Origin of the sequence: Kutzneria kofuensis (genome assembly GCF_014203355.1) — a bacterium.
GTDB classification, from domain to species: domain Bacteria; phylum Actinomycetota; class Actinomycetes; order Mycobacteriales; family Pseudonocardiaceae; genus Kutzneria; species Kutzneria kofuensis.
The window spans coordinates 3,439,715-3,458,581 of sequence record NZ_JACHIR010000001.1; the positions used below are offsets into that span (position 1 = coordinate 3,439,715).

Below are 18,867 nucleotides of genomic sequence, written 5' to 3' on the forward strand. Positions count from 1 at the left end.
GGGTGGATACCGTCGATGTGGTGCTGCCGTGCCTGGACGAGGCATTGGCGCTGCCGGCCGTGCTGACCGCGCTGCCACCGGGATATCGCGCGATCGTCGTCGACAACGGATCGTCGGACGGCTCGCCGGAAGTCGCCGCGGCGCACGGCGCAATGGTCGTGCGTGAATCGCGGCGCGGTTATGGCGCCGCCGTGCACACCGGCTTGGAGCACGCGACCGCCGACATCGTCTGCTTCCTGGACGCCGACGGGTCGTTGAACCCCCGGCAGTTGCCGGCGCTCGTGCGCACAGTGCAAGGCGGCGCGGATATGGCCGTGGGACGGCGAATTCCGCAGGGACGTGGCAGTTGGCCGTGGCATGCCCGTCTGGGCAACCGAATTCTCGCCGCGCTGATGCGGAAACGGGGACTCAAGGTGAGGGACATCGCGCCGATGCGGGCCGTCCGCCGCGAGCGACTGCTGGCTCTCCAGGTCGAGGACCGGGCCTTCGGCTATCCGCTCGAACTGCTCATCCGTGCCGCCGAGGCGAACTGGCGGGTCGTCGAGTCGGACGTCACGTACCGGCCGCGGACCGCCGGCACGAAGTCCAAGGTTTCCGGTTCGGTGCGCGGGACTCTGCGGGCCGTGCACGACATGGCGGGGGTGCTCCGATGACCGATCGTGCCTGCGTGCTGGTGGTGGCGAAGGCCCCGGTGTCGGGTCTGGCCAAGACCCGGCTGACTCCGGCCGCGACGCCGGAGCAGGCCGCCGAGGTGGCCGCCGCGTCGTTGCTGGACACGCTGGATGCCGTGTTGTCGGTGCCGCGCGTCCGGCGAGTCGTCGCGATGACCGGCGACCTCGAGAAGGCGGCGCGGTCCGCCGAGCTGCGCCGGATGTTGCGTTGGTTCGACGTGATTCCCCAGCGCGGCAACGACTTCGCCGAACGACTTGCGAACGCGCATCACGACGTCGCCGACCTGCCGGTGGTGCAGATCGGCATGGACACGCCGCAGGTGACGCCCTGGCTGCTCGGCTCGGCGGTCGTCAGCACGCTCGCCGGCGACGCCGCGCTCGGCCTCGCCGAGGACGGCGGCTGGTGGGCGCTCGGTCTGAAGGATCCGTTGCACGCCATGGCCCTGCGCCGTGTCCCGATGTCGCAGCCGGACACCGGGAGCCGAACCCTGGACGCGTTGCACGACCTGGATCTGCAGGTCTCGCCGCTGCCGGTCTTGTCCGACGTGGACACGATCGAGGACGCGAGAAGGGTGGCGGCGTTGTTGCCGCGCAGCAGGTTCGCGGCCGCGGTCAGTGTGGTGAGGCAGCCCGTCTCGTGACCACCACCGAGTTCGATCCCGGGCTGCTCGGCGAGCACTGCTGGCTGGAGTGCGCGAACGGGGAGCGAGTGATGCTGCCGGTGACCAGGTGGCAGGAGCTGGACAGCACGGACGAGCCGCTGCTGGCCGCGTGTCTCGGGCCGACGCTGGACGTCGGCTGTGGGCCGGGTCGGCTGGTCGAGGCGCTGACGCGGCGCGGCGTGATCGCGCTCGGCGTGGACGTCTCGCCGATCGCCGTCGAGCTGACCCAGGCCCGCGGCGCGCCCGCGCTGTGCCGGGACGTGTTCGAACGCATCCCCGGCGAAGGCCGCTGGCGGCATGTTCTGTTGGCCGACGGCAACATCGGCATCGGCGGCGACCCGGTCGCGTTGCTACGCAGGGCCCACGAGCTACTCCGGCCCGACGGCAGTGTGCTGGCCGAACTCGATCCGCCCGGCACCGGCCTGCGCCGCCAGCAGGTTCGACTGTCCAGCGTGGACAGCAGCGGCGGCTGGTTCGACTGGGCCCGGCTCGGCCCGGACGGGTTGGAGCGCACAGCCGGCGAGGCCGGCTTGGAGATTCGATGGTTGACGGAAAGGGGCGGCCGGTGGTTCGCCGAGCTCCAGCGGCACTGATGCGGCGGCGCGGTGTGAAAAGCCTCCGGGAGACCGTGAGCCGGCTGCAGGACAAGGCGTTCGGGCTGCTGAGGTTCAAGAGCCTGGTGCACGATCCGCGGGTCACCTCACGCATCGGAACCTGGCTGGGCATCGCCTTCACGGTCTGCTTCGTCACGGGCGTGATCAGCCACTTCATCCAGCACCCGGCGAGTTGGTTCTCCTGGCCGAGCCGGCCGGTCAACCTGTACCGGATCACGCAGGGGGCGCACGTCATCTCCGGCGTGGCGGCGATTCCGTTGCTCATCGCCAAGCTGTGGACGGTCTACCCGAAGCTGTTCGAACGGCCGGCGGTGAAGTCGGTGCTGCACGCGCTGGAGCGGATCTCCATTCTGGTGCTGGCCGGCGCGGCGTTCTTCGAACTGGCCTCCGGCACGTTCAACGCGGCGCAGAACTACCCGTGGAGCTTCTTCTTCACCACGGCGCACTATGCGGTCGCGTGGATCGCGTTCGGCTCGCTGCTGGTGCACATCGCGGTGAAGCTGCCGCTGATCCGGGAATCGCTGGGCAAACGCGAGATCGACGTGAGCCGCCGGGCGTTCCTGCGCACGACGTGGCTGACCAGCGGCGTCGCCGTGCTGGTGTTCGGCGGCAGCACGATTCCGTTCCTGCGCAACGTGTCCGCCCTGTCGGAGCGGTCCAACGGCGGCCTGCAGGGGCTGCCGGTGAACCGCACCGCCAAGGAGGCCAACGTGAACACGGTCGATTCGAGCTGGCGGCTGGAGGTCGTCGGCCCCAACGGCACCTCGACGTTCTCCCGCGAACAGCTCCAGTCGATGCGGCAGACCACCGCTGAGCTGCCGATCGCGTGTGTCGAGGGCTGGAGTCAGACCGCCACCTGGACCGGTGTGCCGGTGATGGACCTGCTCGCAGCGGTCGGGGCGCCGGCAGGGGCGTCGATCCGGGTCAGCTCGCTGGAGAAGGGCGGGCTGTACAACTCGACCACGTTGCCCGGCACCCACACCTCGGATCCGTTGACGCTGTTGGCATTGAGGCTGGAGGGCAAGGTGCTCGACCTCGATCACGGCTACCCGTGCCGGATCATCGCCCCGAGCCGGCCCGGTGTGCTGCAGACCAAGTGGGTTCGCCGGCTGGAGGTGATCACGTGAGGACCACGCGGGCGATCCTGAGCCTGCTCGGGCTGGCGGCGCTGGTCTGGGGCGGGTGGATGGCGTATCCGATGGCCAAGGACATCTACCAGTGGTTCATCGGCCCGCCGCTGCTCGACGACGCCATCGTGCTGCCGATCGCCGGCCTGCTCAGCCTGGCCGTGGCCCGGTTCACCAGCACCGCCTGGCGCTGGCCACTGCACTTCGGCATCGCGGCCACCGCGGTCATCGCCTACCTGGCCGTCACGGAGATCTGGCGGCCGTACGGCTTCCCGCCGAAGCCGGGGCTGCACGACCGGGACTACGTCACCGGCACGCTGATCACGCTCGCTGTGCTGTGGGCGGTCGTGCTGCTGGCGGGGCTGCTGCGGACCCGGTGGAACCGGCGAATACAACGGGACCAGATGCCAAGCCGGTGAGGGGGAGGCCGGCGAGGCGTCTGGTCCCGTTGGCCCGACCCGAGGGCGGGGGGTCGGGGGCGGTCCGGACGGGCGACCCCACCCCGAATGGGGGCCGGCCCGTCCAGGTCTGTGCTCAGTTCTGCACGTCGATGGTCTTCCCGGTCAGGGTGGCCTTGACGCTGGAACCGTTGGACAGCGTGATCGTCACGGTGTCGCCCGGCGCCTGGGCGTGCACGGCGGCGACGAGGCTGTCCGAGTCGGTGATCACCCGGTCGTTGATCTTGGTGACCACGTCGTTCTTCTTGATGCCGGCCTTGTCGGCGGCCCCGCCGGCGACGATGTCGCTGATCACCGCGCCGCCCTGGCCGTTGGTCGGGTCGGTGACGCTGACGCCGAGCTGGGCCTGGGTGGCCTTGCCGGTCTGGATGATCTGCTGCGCGGTCCGCTTGGCCTGGTCGATCGGGATGGCGAAGCCGATGCCGACCGAGCCGCCCTGGCTCTGCGCGCTGGAGTTGGGGCTGGAGATCGCCGAGTTCATGCCGATCACCTGGCCCTGCATGTTCACCAGCGGGCCGCCGGAGTTGCCGGGGTTGATGGCGGCGTCGGTCTGGATGGCGTCCAGCACGGTGTCCTGTCGCACCTGCGGGCCCTGCTGCTGTTGCTGCTGGCCGCCGCCGAAGCCGGGGAAGCCGCCGAACCCACCGCCGCCCTGGCCCTGGCCCGGTCCCTGGCCCTGGTTCAACTCGTCGCCGACGTTGACCGGCCGGTGCATCGAGGACACGATGCCGGTGGTCACGGTGCCGGCCAGGTCGAACGGCGAGCCGATGGCCACCACCTGCTGGCCGATCTGCAGGTTGTTGGACGTGCCGAGGGTGGCGGTCGGCAGCCCGGAGACGTTCTGGGCCTTGATCACGGCCACGTCCGTCGTCGGGTCCCGGCCGATGATCTTCGCCGACGCCGTCTTGCCGTTCTGGAAGTCGACCTCGATCTGGCCGCCGCCGGCGGCGGAGGCGATCACGTGGTTGTTGGTGATGATCTGCCCGTCGGAGGAGACGATGAAGCCGGAGCCCTCGCCCTCCTGCGTCTTGATCTCGACGACGGTCGGCAGCACCTTGTTGGCCACGTCCGTCACCGACCCCGGCGTCACGTTGGACGCGTTGGCCGCCGGCGGCGCGGCGAACACCGAGTTGTAGCTGCCGGCGCCGTTCGAGGCGGCCAGGTAGCCGCCGAGCGCGCCGGCGCCGCCGCCGACGAGCAGCGCCAGCACGGCGACGCCGACCACCAGCTTGGTGCGGGTGGGCTTGCGCGGCGTGGTGTACACCCCGTGCGGCTGCTCGGCCGTCAGGTTGTACGGGTTCGCGCCGGGCGGCATCTGAGCGTAACCCGGCTGCGCGAAGGCAGCCGTCTGTTGGGGGCCGCCGACGGGCTGCTGCGCGGCACCCTGCTGCCACGGCTGCCCGGTCGGCGGTTCCTGACCCGGCAGGCCCTGCTCCTGCGCGGGTCGCTCCTGGCCCTGCGGAGCCCACGGGCTCCACTCGGGCGCGCCCGGGTGGCCGGTCGGCTGGGCGGCCACCGGCGGGGTCGCCTCGTGTTGGGCCGCCGAGTCGTGCTGGGTCGCCTGCTCAGCGGGCTGTTCGGGCCGCTCGGGCGTGGGCCCAGCGGCACCCGGGATGTTCTCCGTCATGGCAGTAACTGTGCCGGGTCAGCCTGAGAGCTGCCTGAGATGAGCCTTGGGGTGTTGTGAGGATCGAAACCCCAAGATCAAATGGCCCGCAGCCGCTCGGCCACCTGTTCCGGCGCGGTGTCGTTGATCCACACGGCCATGCCCGACTCCGACCCGGCCAGGTACTTGAGCTTGTCCGCGGTGCGCAGCACCGAGAACACTTCCAGGTGCAGCCAGGCCAGGTCCCGCCCGGTGCGCACCGGCGCCTGGTGCCAGGCGGCGATGTAGGGCAGCGGCCGGTTGTACAGGCCGTCCAGCCGTCGCAGCACCTCCAGGTACAGCACCGCGAAGTCGTCACGCTCCACTTCGGACAACGCGGGCAGATCGGGCACCTGGCGGTGCGGCACCACGTGCACCTCGACCGGCCAGCGGGCGGCCGAGGGCACGAAGGCCGTCCAGTGGTCGGACGACGCGACGACCCGAGCCCCGGCGGCCCGCTCGGCGGCCAGCACGTCACCGAGCACGTGAGTGCCATGCGCCGCAAGGTACTCCCCGGCGACCTCCAGCATGCGCGAGGTCTTCGGCGTGACGAACGGGTAGCCGTAGATCTGCCCGTGCGGGTGGCTCAGGGTGACGCCGATCTCCTCGCCGCGGTTCTCGAACGGGAAGACCTGCTCGACGCCGGGCAGCTTGGCGAACGCCTCGGTGCGGTCGGCCCACACGTCCACCACCGTGCGCACCCGGCGCGGGGTCAGCGCGCCGAAGGAGCTGTTGTGGTCGGAGGTGAAGCAGACGACCTCGCAGCGACCCCGGCCCGGCCCGCGCGCCACCATCGGCATGCCGTCCACAGTGGACGGGACGTCCGGCACCGACTCCGCGAACGACGGGAACCGGTTCTCGAACACCACCACGTCGTAGCTGGACTCGGGCACCTCGGTCGGCCGGCCCGGCGAGGTGGGGCACAGCGGGCACAGGTCGGCCGGCGGCTTGTAGGTGCGGGTCTGCCGGTGCGCCGCGATGCCGACCCACTCGCCGGTCAGCGGGTCACGGCGGACCTCGCTGTGCGGCGCCTGCTCGGGCAGGTCACGGGTGTCGACGGCGACACGCTCGGGCGCGCCCGGGGTGTCGTCGAAGTAGATGATCTCGCGGCCGTCCGCCAACCTCCTTGACGTGCGCCGGATGCTGCTGGTGGATGCCTCGGTCACGCACCGACTCCCTGTTCCTGTGCCTGCTTCACCTGCTCGGCCAGCCGAAGCTCGCCCACGCTCTCGCCCAACACCTGCCGCGCCTGCTCGGACAGACCGCTGTCGCTGACTAACACGTCGGCCTCGTCGAGATCGGCGATGGTGGAGATGCCGACGGTGCCCCACTTGGTGCTGTCGGCGACGACGACCACCCGGCCGGCGGCGTCCACCAGCGCGCGGTTGGTCTCGCTCTCGTTCAGGTTCGGGGTGGTGAAGCCGGCGCGCGGGGCCATGCCGTGCACGCCGAGGAAGACCACGTCCAGGTGCAGCGAGCGCAGCGCCTGCACGGCGACCGGCCCGACCAGCGCGTCCGACGGCGTGCGCACGCCGCCGGTCAGCACCACGGTCCGGTCGGTGCGGCCGCGCTGCTGGAGCACGTCGGCGACGCGGATGGAGTTGGTGACGACGGTCAGGTCCGGCACGTCGTCGAGGAAGCGGGCCATCGTCCAGGTGGTGGTGCCGGCGGACAGGCCGATCGCGGTGCCCGGCCGGACCAGGTCGGCGGCCAGCCGCGCGATCGCCTCCTTCTCCGGCAGCTGCCGCACCGACTTGGCCTCGAAGCCGGGCTCGTCGGTGCTGCGGCCGCCGACGGTGGTCGCGCCGCCGTAAACCTTTTCCAGCAGTCCCCTGCCGGCCAGCACGTCGAGGTCGCGCCGGACGGTCATGTCCGAGACCCCGAGCCGGACCACCAGGTCGCTGACCTTGACGGCGCCGATCCGCCGGATCTCCTCCAGGATCACCGCCTGCCGCTGCCGTGCGAGCACCTCACACCTCCCGGACCACGGCGACCCCGCCCGCCGGGACCGGCAGACCGCCGGACGTTTCGACACCGGAGATCAGTTCCACGCCTTCCACCGGCAGGACCACGTCCGTGCCGGTGTGGTTGATCGCCACCAGCCAGGATATCCGTTCCCCGCGTCGCCGCACGACTTCCACCCCGGACGGGGCAGTCGTGACCGGCTCGACGCCGGCCCCCGCGAGGACGTCGGCGAACATCGTGACCGCGCTGTCGGGGTCGAGCGTGGTCGCCAGGTACCACGCGACACCGTCGCCGAAAACGTTCCGGGTCACGGCCGGCACGCCTCGCAGGTCACCGTCCACATAGGAGGAAATGACCTCGCAGCCGTTGGGGTGCAGCAGTTCCGACCAGGTCGTCGCCGACAGCCCGCCGGTCAGCTTCACGTTGTCGCCGACCGGCAGCGGGAAGAACTCCTCCACCCTTACGCCGAGCAGCTCACGGAACGCGCCCGGGTAGCCACCGAGCCGGACGCGGGAGTTCTCGTCGGCGATGCCGGAGAACCACGTCACCACGGCATGACCGCCGGCGCGGACGTAGTCCTCCAGCCAGCGGGCTTCGTTGTCGGTCACCTGGTACAGCGACGGCGCCACGACCAGACGGTAGCCGGACAGGTCGGCCGACGGTGGCACAACGTCGACAGTGACGCCAACCCGCCACAGCGCCCGATACACGCCGAGCACCGTGCCGTAGTAGTCGAAGTCGGAGGTCGGGTGGGCCGGCTGCTCGGCCGCCCACGCCGACTCGAAGTCGTAGACGAGCGCCACCTGCGCGTCCACAGTGGACCCGAGGAGCTCGGACAGCCGCTGGTACTCCTCGCCCACCTGGGTGACCTCGCGGAACACCTTCGTGTCCTCGCCGGCGTGCGGCAGCATCGCGGAGTGGAAGCGCTCGGCGCCGGCCCGGGACTGCCGCCACTGGAAGAACAGCGTGCCGTCGGCGCCGCGGGCCAGGTGCGAGAACGAGTTGCGGCGCAACTCGCCGGCCAGCTTGGCGAAGTTGCGCGGCTGCCAGTTCACCGCCGAGGTGGAGTGCTCCATCAGCAGCCACGGCTCGCCGCGGGACAGCCCGCGCACGAGGTCCGCGGACAGCGCGAGCTCGATGTGCCGCTCGGGGTCCTCGGCCCGCGTGTAGTGGTCGTTGGAGACGAAGTCGACCTCGGCGGCCCAGTGCCAGTAGTTGAGCGCCTTGAACGTCCAGTTGGCCATGAAGTTCGTGGTGACCGGCACGTCCGGCGTGACGTCGGAGAGCACGTCCCGCTCAGCACAGAACAGGTCGAGCAGCGCATCGGAGCAGAACCGAGCAAAGTCCAACACCTGCCCGGGATTCTGGAACGTCGGCGTCACCCGCGGCGGCAGCACCTGCTCCCACGACGAGTAGTGCTGGCTCCAGAAGTCGGTGCCCCAGGCCCGGTTCAGGCCGGCCAGGTCGTAGCGGGCGCGCAGCCAGTCGCGGAACACCTCGGCGCACCGGTCGCAGTAGCAGCGCGACACGTGGCAGCCGTACTCGTTGTTGACGTGCCAGGCGGCCAGCGCCGGGTGCTCCCCGTAGCGCAGCGCGATCTTCTCGGTCAGCGCGATCGCCCGGTCGCGGTACACCGGCGAGGTCGGGCAGTACGCCTGGCGCGAGCCGTGCGACAGCCGCACGCCGTCGGCGCGCACCGGCAGCATGTCCGGGTTCGCGCTGGTCAGCCAGGGCGGCGGGGACGCGGTGGCATTGGCCAGGCACACCCGGATGCCGCCCTCGTGCAGCTGGTCGAGGATCTGGTCCAGCCAGCCGAAGTCGAACCGGTTGTCGGCGACCTCGATCCGGGCCCAGGCGAAGATGCCGACGCTGACCAGGTTCACCCCGGCCCGCTTCATCAGCTCCACGTCCTGCGTCCAGACGTGCTCGGGCCACTGCTCGGGGTTGTAGTCACCACCCCAGCCAGGTCCCTGCAGTCCGGTCGGCCATCCGGTCACGGCAGAAGCGTGGACTACACACCCACCAAACGTCAACACACTCAAACAGGCTACGACTTGATAACTGTTATCCCCATCACCCGCCATTGCCGCCTGAGCGGACCGTTCCGACTGCTCTACAGGGAGCAACCAGGTGAAACTGGGGCTTGACATCTGTTGTGACGGGTACAACATTGTGCGCAACTTTGTTTGAGTCCGTTGGTTCATACTCGACACGGGAGGGGCCCGATGGCGCGCCCAAGACCAGGCCAACTGCCCACACTCGACCGGCGGTCGGTGCTCAAGGTGCTGCTCGCGGGTGCCGGTCTCGCGGCCGTGCCCGGCCTCGCCGCCTGTGGCTCCGGCGGCTCGACCGCCGCCGACCCGAACACCGTCACGTTCGGCTCGAACGGCTCCGACGCCAAGCCCAAGCAGGCCTACCAGGCGGTTCTCGACGCCTTCGCCAAGCAGTCCGGCGGCCTCAAGGCCAAGCCGAACGTGCAGGACCACCAGGCGTTCCAGCAGAACATCAACAGCTACCTGCAGGGCACGCCGGACGACGTGTTCACCTGGTTCGCCGGGTACCGGATGCAGTTCTTCGCCAACAAGAACCTGCTGAGCCCGATCGACGACGTCTGGGACAAGATCGGCGCCAACTTCCCGCAGGCCGTCAAGGACCTGTCGAAGAACCCCCAGGACGGGCACTACTACTTCGTGCCGATCTACAACTACCCGTGGGGCGTGTTCTACCGGAAGAGCCTGTTCCAGGAGAAGGGCTACACGGTCCCGAAGACCTTCGACGACTTCATCAACCTGGCCAAGAAGATGCAGGGTGACGGCCTGTCGCCGTTCGTGCAGGGCTTCGGCGGCGGCGAGAGCTGGATGCTGCTGGGCACGTTCGACTACCTGAACATGCGCACCAACGGCTACCAGTTCCACATGGACCTGATGCACGGCAAGGAGTCCTGGTCCGACAAGAAGGTCAAGGACGTGATGGACTCCTGGAAGCGCATGCTGCCCTACTACCAGGCGGGCGCCTCCAGCAAGAAGTGGGAGGACGCGTCGGCCGCGCTGGTGAACAAGACCGGCGGCATGATGGTCATCGGCATGTTCGTCGGCCAGTCCTTCACCAACCAGGCCGACTACGAGGACCTGGACTTCTTCGCCTTCCCGGAGATCAATTCCCAGTACGGCACCGACGCCGTCGAGGCGCCGATGGACGGCTTCCTGCTGTCGAAGAACCCGAAGAACCCGGACGGCGCCAAGAAGCTGCTGGAGTACCTGGGCAGCGCGGAGGCGGAGAACACCTACCTGTCCATCGACTCGTCCAACCTGGCGGTCAACGACAAGGCGGACACCAGCAAGTACGGGACGCTGCAGAAGAAGGCCGTGCAGTTCGTGGCCGACGCCAAGCAGCTGTCGCAGTTCGGCGACCGGGACAGCGACCCGGGCTTCATCCAGAACGTCGTCGAGCCGGCGTTCGCGCAGTTCGTGCAGAACCCGAACACCTCCGATTCGCTGCTCACCCAGATCCAGTCGCAGAAGTCGCAGTACTTCCAGTCCTGAGGTAGGCCATGACCGTCATCACCGACGCGGCCGAGAACGTCGCCGGAGCCGGGGTTCCCGGCTCCGGCCGCGTGCGCCGGCTCACCGGTCGGGACAAGATCGTGCTTGGCCTGATGGTCGGCATCCCCACCCTGCTGCACGTCGTGCTGGTGTGGGTGCCGACCCTGGTGTCCGTGCTGCTGTCGTTCACGCGCTGGGACGGCATCGGCGGGCTGGCCACGATCAAGTTCATCGGCGTCCAGAACTACAGCACGATGTTCACGGTGTCGCCGACCTTCTGGCCGGCCGTCCAGCACAACGTGATCTGGCTGGTGTTCTTCGTGCTGCTGCCGACGCCGTTCGGCGTGTTCCTGGCCTACCAGCTGGACAAGAGCATCCGGTTCACCCGCTTCTACCAGACCGCGATCTTCCTGCCCGTGGTCATCTCGGCCGCGGTGACCGGGTTCATCTGGCAGACGATCTACGACCCGGACAACGGTCTGGTCAACAGCATCCTGGGCACCAACAAGCCCGGCGGCACCTACATCGAGTGGCTCGGCAACTCGCACCTGAACCTGTGGGCGGTGCTGGTCGCGGCCAGCTGGAAGCAGGCCGCGTACATCATGATCCTGTACCTGGCCGGGTTGAAGGGCGCCGACCCGTCGCTGCGTGAGGCGGCGGCGCTGGACGGCGCGAGCGAGTGGCAGACGTTCATGCGGGTCACGTTCCCGGCGCTCAAGCCGATCAACATCATCATCCTGGTGGTGACGATCATCGAGTCGCTGCGCGCCTTCGACCTGGTGTACGTGGTCGCCGGCACCAACGGCACGAAACCGGGCCTCGAGCTGCTGTCCATCCTGATCGCCAACAACATCCTCGGCGAGTCCAGCCTGGTCGGCTACGGCTCGGCGCTGGCCGTGGTGCTGCTGGTGATCTCGCTGGCGCCGATCCTGTCGTACGTGTTCCAGACCTTCCGCAAGGAGCAGCAGTCATGACGGCCGTCGCAGAAGTCCCGGCCGCGGCGGAGTCCTCCCGGCCGGTCGCCGTGCGGCGGCGCAAGCGGGTCCGGCCCGCTCGCGTCGTGCTGCACGTGTTCCTGACCGTGACCGCGCTGGTGTGGCTGGTGCCGCTGGTGTGGGCGGTGTACACGTCGCTGCGCACGTTCGCGGACACCTCGCAGCACGGCTACTTCTCCCTGGCCACCGCGCTGACGTTCGAGAACTACGAGAACGCGTGGGAGCAGGCGGGGCTGCCGCACTACTTCCTCAACTCGGTGATCATCACCGTCCCGGCCGTGCTGCTGACGCTGCTGTTCTCCGCGTCGGTGGCGTTCTTCGTGTCGCGGTTCAACTTCAAGGTCAACCTGTTCCTGCTGATGCTGTTCACCGCGGGCAACCTGCTGCCGCCGCAGGTGATCATCACGCCGCTGTTCCGGATGTACCTGCTCATCCCGCTGCCGGACTGGCTGTCCAACGGCTCCGGGCTGATGTACAACTCGTTCTTCGGCGTGATCATGATCCACGTGGCGTTCCAGAGCGGGTTCTGCACGTTCGTGCTCAGCAACTACATGAAGACCATTCCGCACGAGCTCACCGAGGCGGCGCTGGTCGACGGCGCGTCGGTGTTCCGGCAGTTCTGGCAGATCATCCTGCCGCTGTGCCGGCCCGCCTTCGCCGCGCTGGCCACGCTGCTGACCATCTGGATCTACAACGACTTCTTCTGGGGCCTGGTGCTGTTCCAGACCGGCGCGGACCGGCCGATCACCTCGGCCATCTCCAGCCTGCAGGGGCAGTACTTCAGCAACCAGAACCTGATCGCGGCCGGCGCGCTGCTCACCGCGATCCCCACCCTGGCCATCTACCTGGCGCTGCAGCGGCAGTTCGTCAGCGGCCTCACGCTCGGCGCCAACAAGGGCTGAGCCGCTCCCCCAGTCGCCGGCCGGCGTCGGGTTCTCACTGTGGCGGCGGGAAAGCCCGACCCGGCCGGCTCCCCTGCGTTACCCCGGCGAGTCCCGCTCAGCGTCACACCGAATGCATGAATCGGTTTCGTACATTCGGTGTGACGGTAGGCGGGACTCGCCGGGGCTTTTCTTATGCCGGGCTTGGGCGGCCGGGGAGCCGCAGGGTCATCAGGGCCCCGCCTTCCGGCGCCCGGCCGGCGTAGGCCCGGCCGCCGTGGCGTTCCACGGCCTGGGCGACGATCGCCAGGCCGAGCCCGGAGCCCGGCAGCGTCCGCGCCTCCGAGGACCGGTAGAACCGCTCGAACACGTGCGGCAGGTCGGCCTCGGCGATGCCGGGGCCGCTGTCGGCGACCTCGATCAACATCGTGCCGTCGCCGACCGGCTTCATCTCCAGCCGGACCACGCCGTCCGCGGGCGTGAACTTGACCGCGTTGTCGAGCAGGTTGAGCACGGCCCGCTCCAGCGCGTGCGCCTCGCCGAGCAGGTACCACGGCTGCAGGCTCACCAGGAACTGCTGGCCGGCGGCCCGCCGGCGGGCCCGGTCCAGCGCCCGCTCGACCAGCTCCACCATGTCCACGGGTTCGTGCACGGCCTGCGGAGCGTCCTCGCGGGCCAACTCCACCAGGTCGCCGATGAGCGTGGTCATCTCGGCGATCTGGGCCTGCACGTCGTCGTAGATCTCCTGCCGGTCCTCGGCGGACAGCTTGGGCGCTCCGGGTTTCTCCGACGCCAGCAACAGCTCCAGGTTGGTGCGCAACGAGGTCAGCGGCGTACGCAGCTCGTGGCCGGCGTCGCCGACCAGCCGTCGTTGCCGTTCCTGCGACTCCGCCAGGGCGCCGAGCATCGTGTTGAAGCTCGTGGTGAGCAGCGCCAGCTCGTCGTCACCGGTGACCGGAATCGGGCGCAGGTCACCGGTGGCCGTGATGTGCTCGGTCGCCTGCCGCAGCCGGGTCACGGGCCGCAGACCGCCCTGGGCCACCGCCGTTCCGGCCAGCGCCGCGACGAGCACACCGCCGATGCCCACGAACACCAGCACCAGCGCCAGCTTCTGCAGCACGCCCTGGGTCGGCTTCAGCGACTGGGCCGCCACCACCGCCTTGCCCGGGGCATAGGTGCAGCCCATCACCAGCACCGTCGCCGCGGTGTCGGTGCGCTGCGGGGAACAGGTGCCCGGCGGGCTGTCGACCAGGTCCTGCTCGGTCGTGCTGAGCCTGATCGGGGACCGGTTGGTCTCCGTGGTCATGCCGCTCTCGTCGAGCAGGGCGAAGGTCAGGTCGGTCGGACCGATGGGCGCCAGACCCCGGTACTGCCCGGACTGCAGGGTGCCGGCGGCCTGCTTGACGGTGATCTCCAGCGACTCCGCCACCTGGCTGTTCAGGTTGCTGCTGACCACCATGAACGCGCCGATCGAGGCCAGCGCCACCGCCCCGGCCACGCACACCGCCGTGAGCAGGATCACCCGCGAGCGCAGCGAGACGTTCCGCTTGCCCTCGGCCTGCGGCATCGTCACGGAGGGGTCTCCCTGAGCACGTAGCCAACTCCGCGCACCGTGTGCAGCAGCCGCGGCTCGCCGTCGGCCTCGGTCTTTCGCCTCAAGTAGCCGACGTAGACCTCCAGGGCGTTCCCGGAGGTCGGGAAGTCGTAGCCCCATACGTCCTCCAGGATCCGGCCCCTGGTGAGGACCTGCTTGGGATGGGCGAGGAACAGTTCGAGCAGGCTGAACTCGGTGCGGGTGAGGCTGATCGACCGCTCGCCGCGGCGCACCTCCCGGGTGCCCGGGTCCAGCTCCAGGTCGGCGAAGCGCATCACGGCCGACGGGGCGTTGGCCGCCGCGTCGTCGGCGACCGCGCGGCGCAGCAGCGCCCGCAGCCGGGCCAGCAGCTCCTCCAGCGCGAACGGCTTGGGCAGGTAGTCGTCGGCGCCGGCGTCGAGGCCGGCCACCCGGTCGGACACCGCGTCCCGGGCGGTGAGCACCAGGATCGGCAGGTCGTCACCGGTGCCGCGCAGCCGCCGGCACACCTCCAGGCCGTCCAGCCTGGGCATCATGACGTCGAGGACCATCGCGTCGGGACGCTGCGCGGTGACGGCGTCCAGCGCTTGCTGACCGTCGCCGGCCAGCTCGACCTGGTAACCGTTGAACTGCAGCGAGCGACGGAGCGACTCGCGCACGGCCCGGTCGTCGTCCACTACGAGGATGCGCATAAAGGAAGTGTTACCTGCGGGCCTGAGAGGTGCCTGAGAGAGGCCCAAGGACAGGCACAATTTCACCGACCGGGTGAGCTGCCGCCCGACTACCCCTCGTGACGGCTTGACCTCTACTTAACCAGAGGTTCCATGCTGGCCCGCATGGACCTGCCCGACCTCGCCCGCCCGGACGTCGCGGGCATCGTGATCCGCACCTGGCGGACCGACGACCAGCTCCGCGCCGCCGACGCGGCCATGAAGACCTGGCGGTCGCGGCCGTGGCCGGCCGACTGCCTGACCCGCAGCGTGCTGCTCGGCGTGGACGGCCGGCTGGTGCTGCACTACGAGCAGTGGAGCAGCCACCAGCTCGGCTACCGTCTCGTGCACGCGTCCGAGCCCGTGTCCTCCTCGGAGATCATGATCGTCTCGTTCGGCGTGAGCAAGGTGGCCCAGCAGCGCCGGCTCGTCGACGTGATGCGTGCTCATGTCACGCCCGGCACCTACCTGCACGCCAGCACCGACGGCACCGGCGTGGTCGCCTGGACCACCCGCGACACGTGGCAGCACCTCGACGGGCTGCCGTGGGTGGAGCGGCTCAGCTCGCAGCGGTTCCGTCCGCACGCGGCACTGGCGCATTCCAGTGCCGCCACAGCGCGATCAGCCTGATCGCCACCACCAGCGCCGAGCCGATCACCGTGCCCCACAGGTCCGGCAGGCCCAGCCGGGCCGTGAGCGGCACCACCACCGCGCCGGCCAGCGCCGCCACCGCGTAGATCTCCTTGCGCAGCACCATCGGGATCTCCCGAAGCAGGACGTCCCGGATCGCGCCGCCGCCGATGCCGACCGTCATGCCGATCAGGCAGGCCGTGTACGCCGGCACCTGGTGCTGCAACGCCGTTGTCGTGCCGGCCGTGACGAACACGCCGAGGCCGACCGCGTCCGCCAGCAGGACCGCCCTGCGCAGACGGGCAACCTGCGGGTGGAAGAAGAACACCACGATTCCGGTCAGCGCCGCCGTGAGCAGGTAGGGCCAACTACGCAGCGTGGTCGGCGGGTGGATGCCGAGCAGCACGTCCCGGATGATGCCGCCGCCCAGCGCCGTCGTCAGGCCCAGCACGACCACGCCGAACAGATCCAGCTTCGCCCGCACGGCGGCCAGCGCTCCGGACGCCGCGAACGCCACTAGACCGATCAGCTCAATGACCACGGTTGCGCAGCGTACGGGTCCTACTATCCGTAGAGATGGATGCTCCGGTTGGAGCCGACCGGAGAATGGGAACCATGCGGATCATCCTGGTACGGCACGGGGAGAGCCTCGGCAACGTCGACGAGCTGGCGTACTGCCGGATCCCCGACCACGCGCTGCCGCTGACGCCCCACGGCGAACAGCAGGTCGCCGACACCGCCCCGGAGATCAGGGCGCTGCTGGCGCCCGGGCCGGTCGCCGCGTACGTGAGCCCGTACCTGCGGACCAGACAGACCCTGGAGCTGCTCGGCGTGCGGGACCTGACCGAGCGGATGATCGCCGAGCCGCGGCTGCGGGAACAGGACTGGGGCAACCTGCAGGACCCCGTCGAGCAGGAGGTGCAGAAGCGTCTTCGGCACGAGTTCGGGCACTTCTTCTACCGGCTGCCCCACGGCGAGTCCGGCGCCGACGTCGACGACCGCGTCGCCAGCTTCCTCGCCGAGCTGGAGCTGCGGATGCTCCAGCAGGCCAGCCACCCGACCACCGTGCTGGTGGTGTCCCACGGCCTGGCCATGCGGCTGCTGTGCCGGCGGCTGTTCTCGTGGAGCATCGAGCTGTTCGAGTCGCTGTCCAATCCCGGGCACTGCGAGTACCGGGTGCTGGAGCGGGCCGCCGACGGGGAATGGACGATCGACCGTCCGTTCGGCCAGTGGCGGCAGTCGCCGGACGGCTCCACCCAGAAGACGTCCGTGCGCTGAGTCAGGTCGACGCACGGTCGGCGGGCACCGACAGTCCGGTGCGCGCCAGCTTGTGCCAGGGCAACCGCGCGCCCGCCAATGCCGTCATCACCGACTGCAGCACCACCAGGTACATCAGCTGCCGGTACACGAACTGCTGCAACGGCAGCGCCAGCAGTGGCCCGAGCCGCTCGCGGTCCAGCCGGAAGGCGATGATCGCCGGAACCACCTGCATCGCCAGGAAGGCCAGCCAGTACACGAGCGTCGACAGCCAGTCGCCGGTGACGATCCCGAAGACCGCCGCCACGTCGACGAACGGCCCGAGCACCGGCAGCGCCACCTGGAACAGCAGCAGGTACGGGATGCCGCGGCGGCCGAGCCGCCCGGCCGGGCCGCGCTCGACCACCGCCCGGCGGTGCTTCCACACCGCCTGCAACGTGCCGTAACACCAGCGGTAGCGCTGCTTCCACAGCTGCCCGAGGGTGGCCGGAGCCTCGGTCCAGGCCAGCGCCTGCTGTTCGTAGACGACACGCCAGCCGTCCCGCTCCAGCGCCATGGTGAGGTCGGTGTCCTCGGCCAGGGTGTCGGTGGGCATTCCGCCGAGCGCCAGCACGGCGTCGCGGCGGAACGCGCCGATCGCCCCCGGCACGGTGGGCATGCACTCCAGCACGTCGTACATCCGCCGGTCGAGGTTGAAGCCGATGACGTACTCGATGTGCTGCCACTTCCCGAGCAGCCCGCCCCGGTTGCCGACCTTCGCGTTGCCCGACACGGCGCCGACCCGCGGGTCGGCGAAATGGCCGACCACGGTCCGCACGGTGCCGCGTTCGAGCACCGTGTCGCCGTCCACCATCACGACCAACTCGGTGCGCGCCGCCGCCAGCCCGGCGTTCAACGCCGCCGGCTTGCCGGCGTTGGCCTGCCGGATCAGCACGACTCGGCGCAGGTTCAGCCGCTCGACGACCTCGGCCGTGCCGTCGGTCGAGCCGTCGTCCACGACGATCACCCAGACCGGATGGTCGGAGGCCAGCACCGAGCGCACGGTGGCCTCGATGCCCGCCTTCTCGTTGTAGGCCGGCACGATCACGGTCACCGGCTCGTCGGGAGCCCACAGCGGCCGGCCCCGGGCGCGCCGGACGTGGGCCGCGGTGGCGACGAGCACCAGGATCGTGCGGAGCACGGCGAGCGCGCTGGCCGCCAGCAGGACGAACCGGAGGGTCGCGGCGAGCCAGTCGCTGAGCTGCACGGCGGCGACGAGGAGCCAGCCGCCGAACCGGGTTTGCGGCTCGGCCGCCGCGTTGGTGCCGCTGATGCCCACCGTGTGGCTCACGGTGTCCAGCTGCCAGCCGGCGGCCTGCATCGCCGGCACGAACCGGTCCAGCGCCGCGACGGTCTGCGACCTGTCCCCGCCCGCGTCGTGCATCAGCAGCACCGCGCCGTGGCCGCCCCGCGGCGTCGCGTTCGCGATGATCTTGTCGACGCCCGGCAGCCGCCAGTCCTCGGAGTCCAGATCGGACAGCACGACCAGCCTGCCGTCGGCGCCGATCCGACGGATCGACTGCCACGCCAGGTCGTCGACCGAGTCGGGCGTCGCCGAGTAGGGCGGCCGCACCAGGGACGTCGCGACGCCGGCCGCACCGGCCAGGGCGAGATCCGTCGCGTGCAACTCGACGCCGGTACCGGTCGGGCCGGCGTCGCGCAGGTCCGCGTGCGTGGCGGTGTGGTTGCCGATCTCGTTGCCGCGCGCCAGGATCTCGCGAATCAGGTCGGGGTGCTGAGCCGCATGCGCGCCGGTGACGAAAAACGTCGCGTGCACGTGGTAGCGATCGAGCACAGCCAGCACCTTCGGTGTCCACGTGGGATCCGGACCGTCGTCGAAGGTCAGCGCGAGCGTGTGGTCGCGGGGACCGCGCGTGGCGGGCGCCGCTCCCCGGGGGTCGATCACCGCCTGGCCGGTGCGCACGGCGGTCGGCACCGCATTGGTCGGCCCCTGCGGAGTCGACTCGTCCGCGTGGAACTCGCCGAGTACGAGGCCGTGCAGCGTGAGCAGAGCCGTGGTCGCCAACAGCAGCGCGCCGAGGAGCACCCAGTGCGCCCGCGGTGGCGGGGTGCGGTGGTGCGTCGGCAACGTCGGATT

The 18,867-nt window shown here is 70.0% G+C and carries 18 protein-coding genes; 10 read left to right on the top strand and 8 right to left on the bottom strand.

All coding sequences use genetic code 11. The features are described from left to right. Positions 1–2: 2 nt before the first annotated feature. Genes BJ998_RS15700 through BJ998_RS15720 form a run of 5 tightly spaced genes read left to right on the top strand, consistent with a single transcriptional unit; the run spans position 3 to position 3,493 of the window. Entirely contained in the window at positions 3–653 is a 651-nt protein-coding gene (locus BJ998_RS15700; protein WP_184862406.1) for a glycosyltransferase family 2 protein, read from the top strand. Beyond that, positions 650–1,312: a TIGR04282 family arsenosugar biosynthesis glycosyltransferase gene (locus BJ998_RS15705; protein WP_184862408.1), complete on the top strand. Its 663-nt coding sequence runs from the start codon at positions 650–652 to the stop codon at positions 1,310–1,312. The genes BJ998_RS15700 and BJ998_RS15705 overlap by 4 nt, the downstream gene beginning before the upstream one ends. Continuing rightward, positions 1,309–1,926 (top strand): class I SAM-dependent methyltransferase, encoded by a 618-nt coding sequence (locus tag BJ998_RS15710; RefSeq protein WP_312890132.1) that lies wholly within the window; start codon positions 1,309–1,311, stop codon positions 1,924–1,926. The genes BJ998_RS15705 and BJ998_RS15710 overlap by 4 nt, the downstream gene beginning before the upstream one ends. Positions 1,927–1,970: 44 nt before the next feature. Further along, complete coding sequence (locus BJ998_RS15715) at positions 1,971–3,074, top strand: molybdopterin-dependent oxidoreductase (RefSeq protein WP_246489249.1); 1,104 nt, start codon at positions 1,971–1,973, stop codon at positions 3,072–3,074. After that, positions 3,071–3,493 (top strand): hypothetical protein, encoded by a 423-nt coding sequence (locus BJ998_RS15720; protein ID WP_184862412.1) that lies wholly within the window; start codon positions 3,071–3,073, stop codon positions 3,491–3,493. Before BJ998_RS15715 ends, BJ998_RS15720 begins: the two co-directional genes overlap by 4 nt. Positions 3,494–3,608: 115 nt before the next feature. Here the strand turns inward: BJ998_RS15720 and BJ998_RS15725 are convergent, their stop codons facing one another. From BJ998_RS15725 to BJ998_RS15740, 4 genes are all read right to left on the bottom strand, one after another. Further along, positions 3,609–5,159 carry a S1C family serine protease gene (locus tag BJ998_RS15725; RefSeq protein ID WP_246488600.1) on the bottom strand — a complete coding sequence of 517 codons (1,551 nt, stop codon included), beginning with the start codon at positions 5,157–5,159 and terminating at the stop codon, positions 3,609–3,611. Between the two features lie 77 nt (positions 5,160–5,236). After that, positions 5,237–6,319: a galactose-1-phosphate uridylyltransferase gene (gene galT / locus BJ998_RS15730; protein WP_184868685.1), complete on the bottom strand. Its 1,083-nt coding sequence runs from the start codon at positions 6,317–6,319 to the stop codon at positions 5,237–5,239. A 20-nt stretch (positions 6,320–6,339) separates the two neighbouring features. Then, positions 6,340–7,146 carry a DeoR/GlpR family DNA-binding transcription regulator gene (locus BJ998_RS15735; RefSeq protein ID WP_184862414.1) on the bottom strand — a complete coding sequence of 269 codons (807 nt, stop codon included), beginning with the start codon at positions 7,144–7,146 and terminating at the stop codon, positions 6,340–6,342. Between the two features lies 1 nt (position 7,147). Next, the gene (locus BJ998_RS15740; protein WP_312890133.1) at positions 7,148–9,139 is read right to left on the bottom strand and encodes a beta-galactosidase; all 1,992 of its coding nucleotides are present in this window, start codon (positions 9,137–9,139) and stop codon (positions 7,148–7,150) included. Positions 9,140–9,367: 228 nt separating this feature from the next. On the opposite strand from BJ998_RS15740, the gene BJ998_RS15745 reads away from it, so the two are divergent. From BJ998_RS15745 to BJ998_RS15755, 3 genes are read left to right on the top strand one after another with little or no spacing between them, the layout of a single operon-like run. Beyond that, on the top strand, positions 9,368–10,684 hold the full coding sequence (locus BJ998_RS15745; RefSeq protein WP_184862418.1) for an ABC transporter substrate-binding protein: 1,317 nt from the start codon (positions 9,368–9,370) through the stop codon (positions 10,682–10,684). Between the two features lie 8 nt (positions 10,685–10,692). Next, positions 10,693–11,658 carry a carbohydrate ABC transporter permease gene (locus BJ998_RS15750; protein ID WP_184862420.1) on the top strand — a complete coding sequence of 322 codons (966 nt, stop codon included), beginning with the start codon at positions 10,693–10,695 and terminating at the stop codon, positions 11,656–11,658. Beyond that, the gene (locus BJ998_RS15755) at positions 11,655–12,581 is read left to right on the top strand and encodes a carbohydrate ABC transporter permease (protein ID WP_184862422.1); all 927 of its coding nucleotides are present in this window, start codon (positions 11,655–11,657) and stop codon (positions 12,579–12,581) included. Before BJ998_RS15750 ends, BJ998_RS15755 begins: the two co-directional genes overlap by 4 nt. 172 nt (positions 12,582–12,753) lie before the next feature. On the opposite strand, the gene BJ998_RS15760 is transcribed toward BJ998_RS15755, so the two are convergent. Further along, positions 12,754–14,127, bottom strand: a complete 1,374-nt coding sequence (locus tag BJ998_RS15760) for a HAMP domain-containing sensor histidine kinase (RefSeq protein WP_184868686.1) — start codon at positions 14,125–14,127, stop codon at positions 12,754–12,756. Between the two features lie 2 nt (positions 14,128–14,129). Then, complete coding sequence (locus BJ998_RS15765; protein WP_184862424.1) at positions 14,130–14,825, bottom strand: response regulator transcription factor; 696 nt, start codon at positions 14,823–14,825, stop codon at positions 14,130–14,132. A 144-nt stretch (positions 14,826–14,969) separates the two neighbouring features. Between BJ998_RS15765 and BJ998_RS15770 the strand changes: the two genes are divergently transcribed. Beyond that, positions 14,970–15,473 (top strand): hypothetical protein, encoded by a 504-nt coding sequence (locus BJ998_RS15770; RefSeq protein ID WP_184862426.1) that lies wholly within the window; start codon positions 14,970–14,972, stop codon positions 15,471–15,473. Here the strand turns inward: BJ998_RS15770 and BJ998_RS15775 are convergent. Continuing rightward, on the bottom strand, positions 15,403–16,014 hold the full coding sequence (locus tag BJ998_RS15775) for a trimeric intracellular cation channel family protein (protein ID WP_184862428.1): 612 nt from the start codon (positions 16,012–16,014) through the stop codon (positions 15,403–15,405). The two genes, BJ998_RS15770 and BJ998_RS15775, sit on opposite strands and share 71 nt — an antisense overlap. A 74-nt stretch (positions 16,015–16,088) precedes the next feature. On the opposite strand from BJ998_RS15775, the gene BJ998_RS15780 reads away from it, so the two are divergent. Further along, positions 16,089–16,751: a histidine phosphatase family protein gene (locus BJ998_RS15780; protein ID WP_184862430.1), complete on the top strand. Its 663-nt coding sequence runs from the start codon at positions 16,089–16,091 to the stop codon at positions 16,749–16,751. A 1-nt stretch (position 16,752) separates the two neighbouring features. On the opposite strand, the gene BJ998_RS15785 is transcribed toward BJ998_RS15780, so the two are convergent. Further along, a complete protein-coding gene (locus BJ998_RS15785) occupies positions 16,753–18,858 on the bottom strand; it encodes a bifunctional polysaccharide deacetylase/glycosyltransferase family 2 protein (protein WP_184862432.1) in 2,106 nt (701 codons plus the stop codon). Positions 18,859–18,867 lie beyond the last annotated feature (9 nt).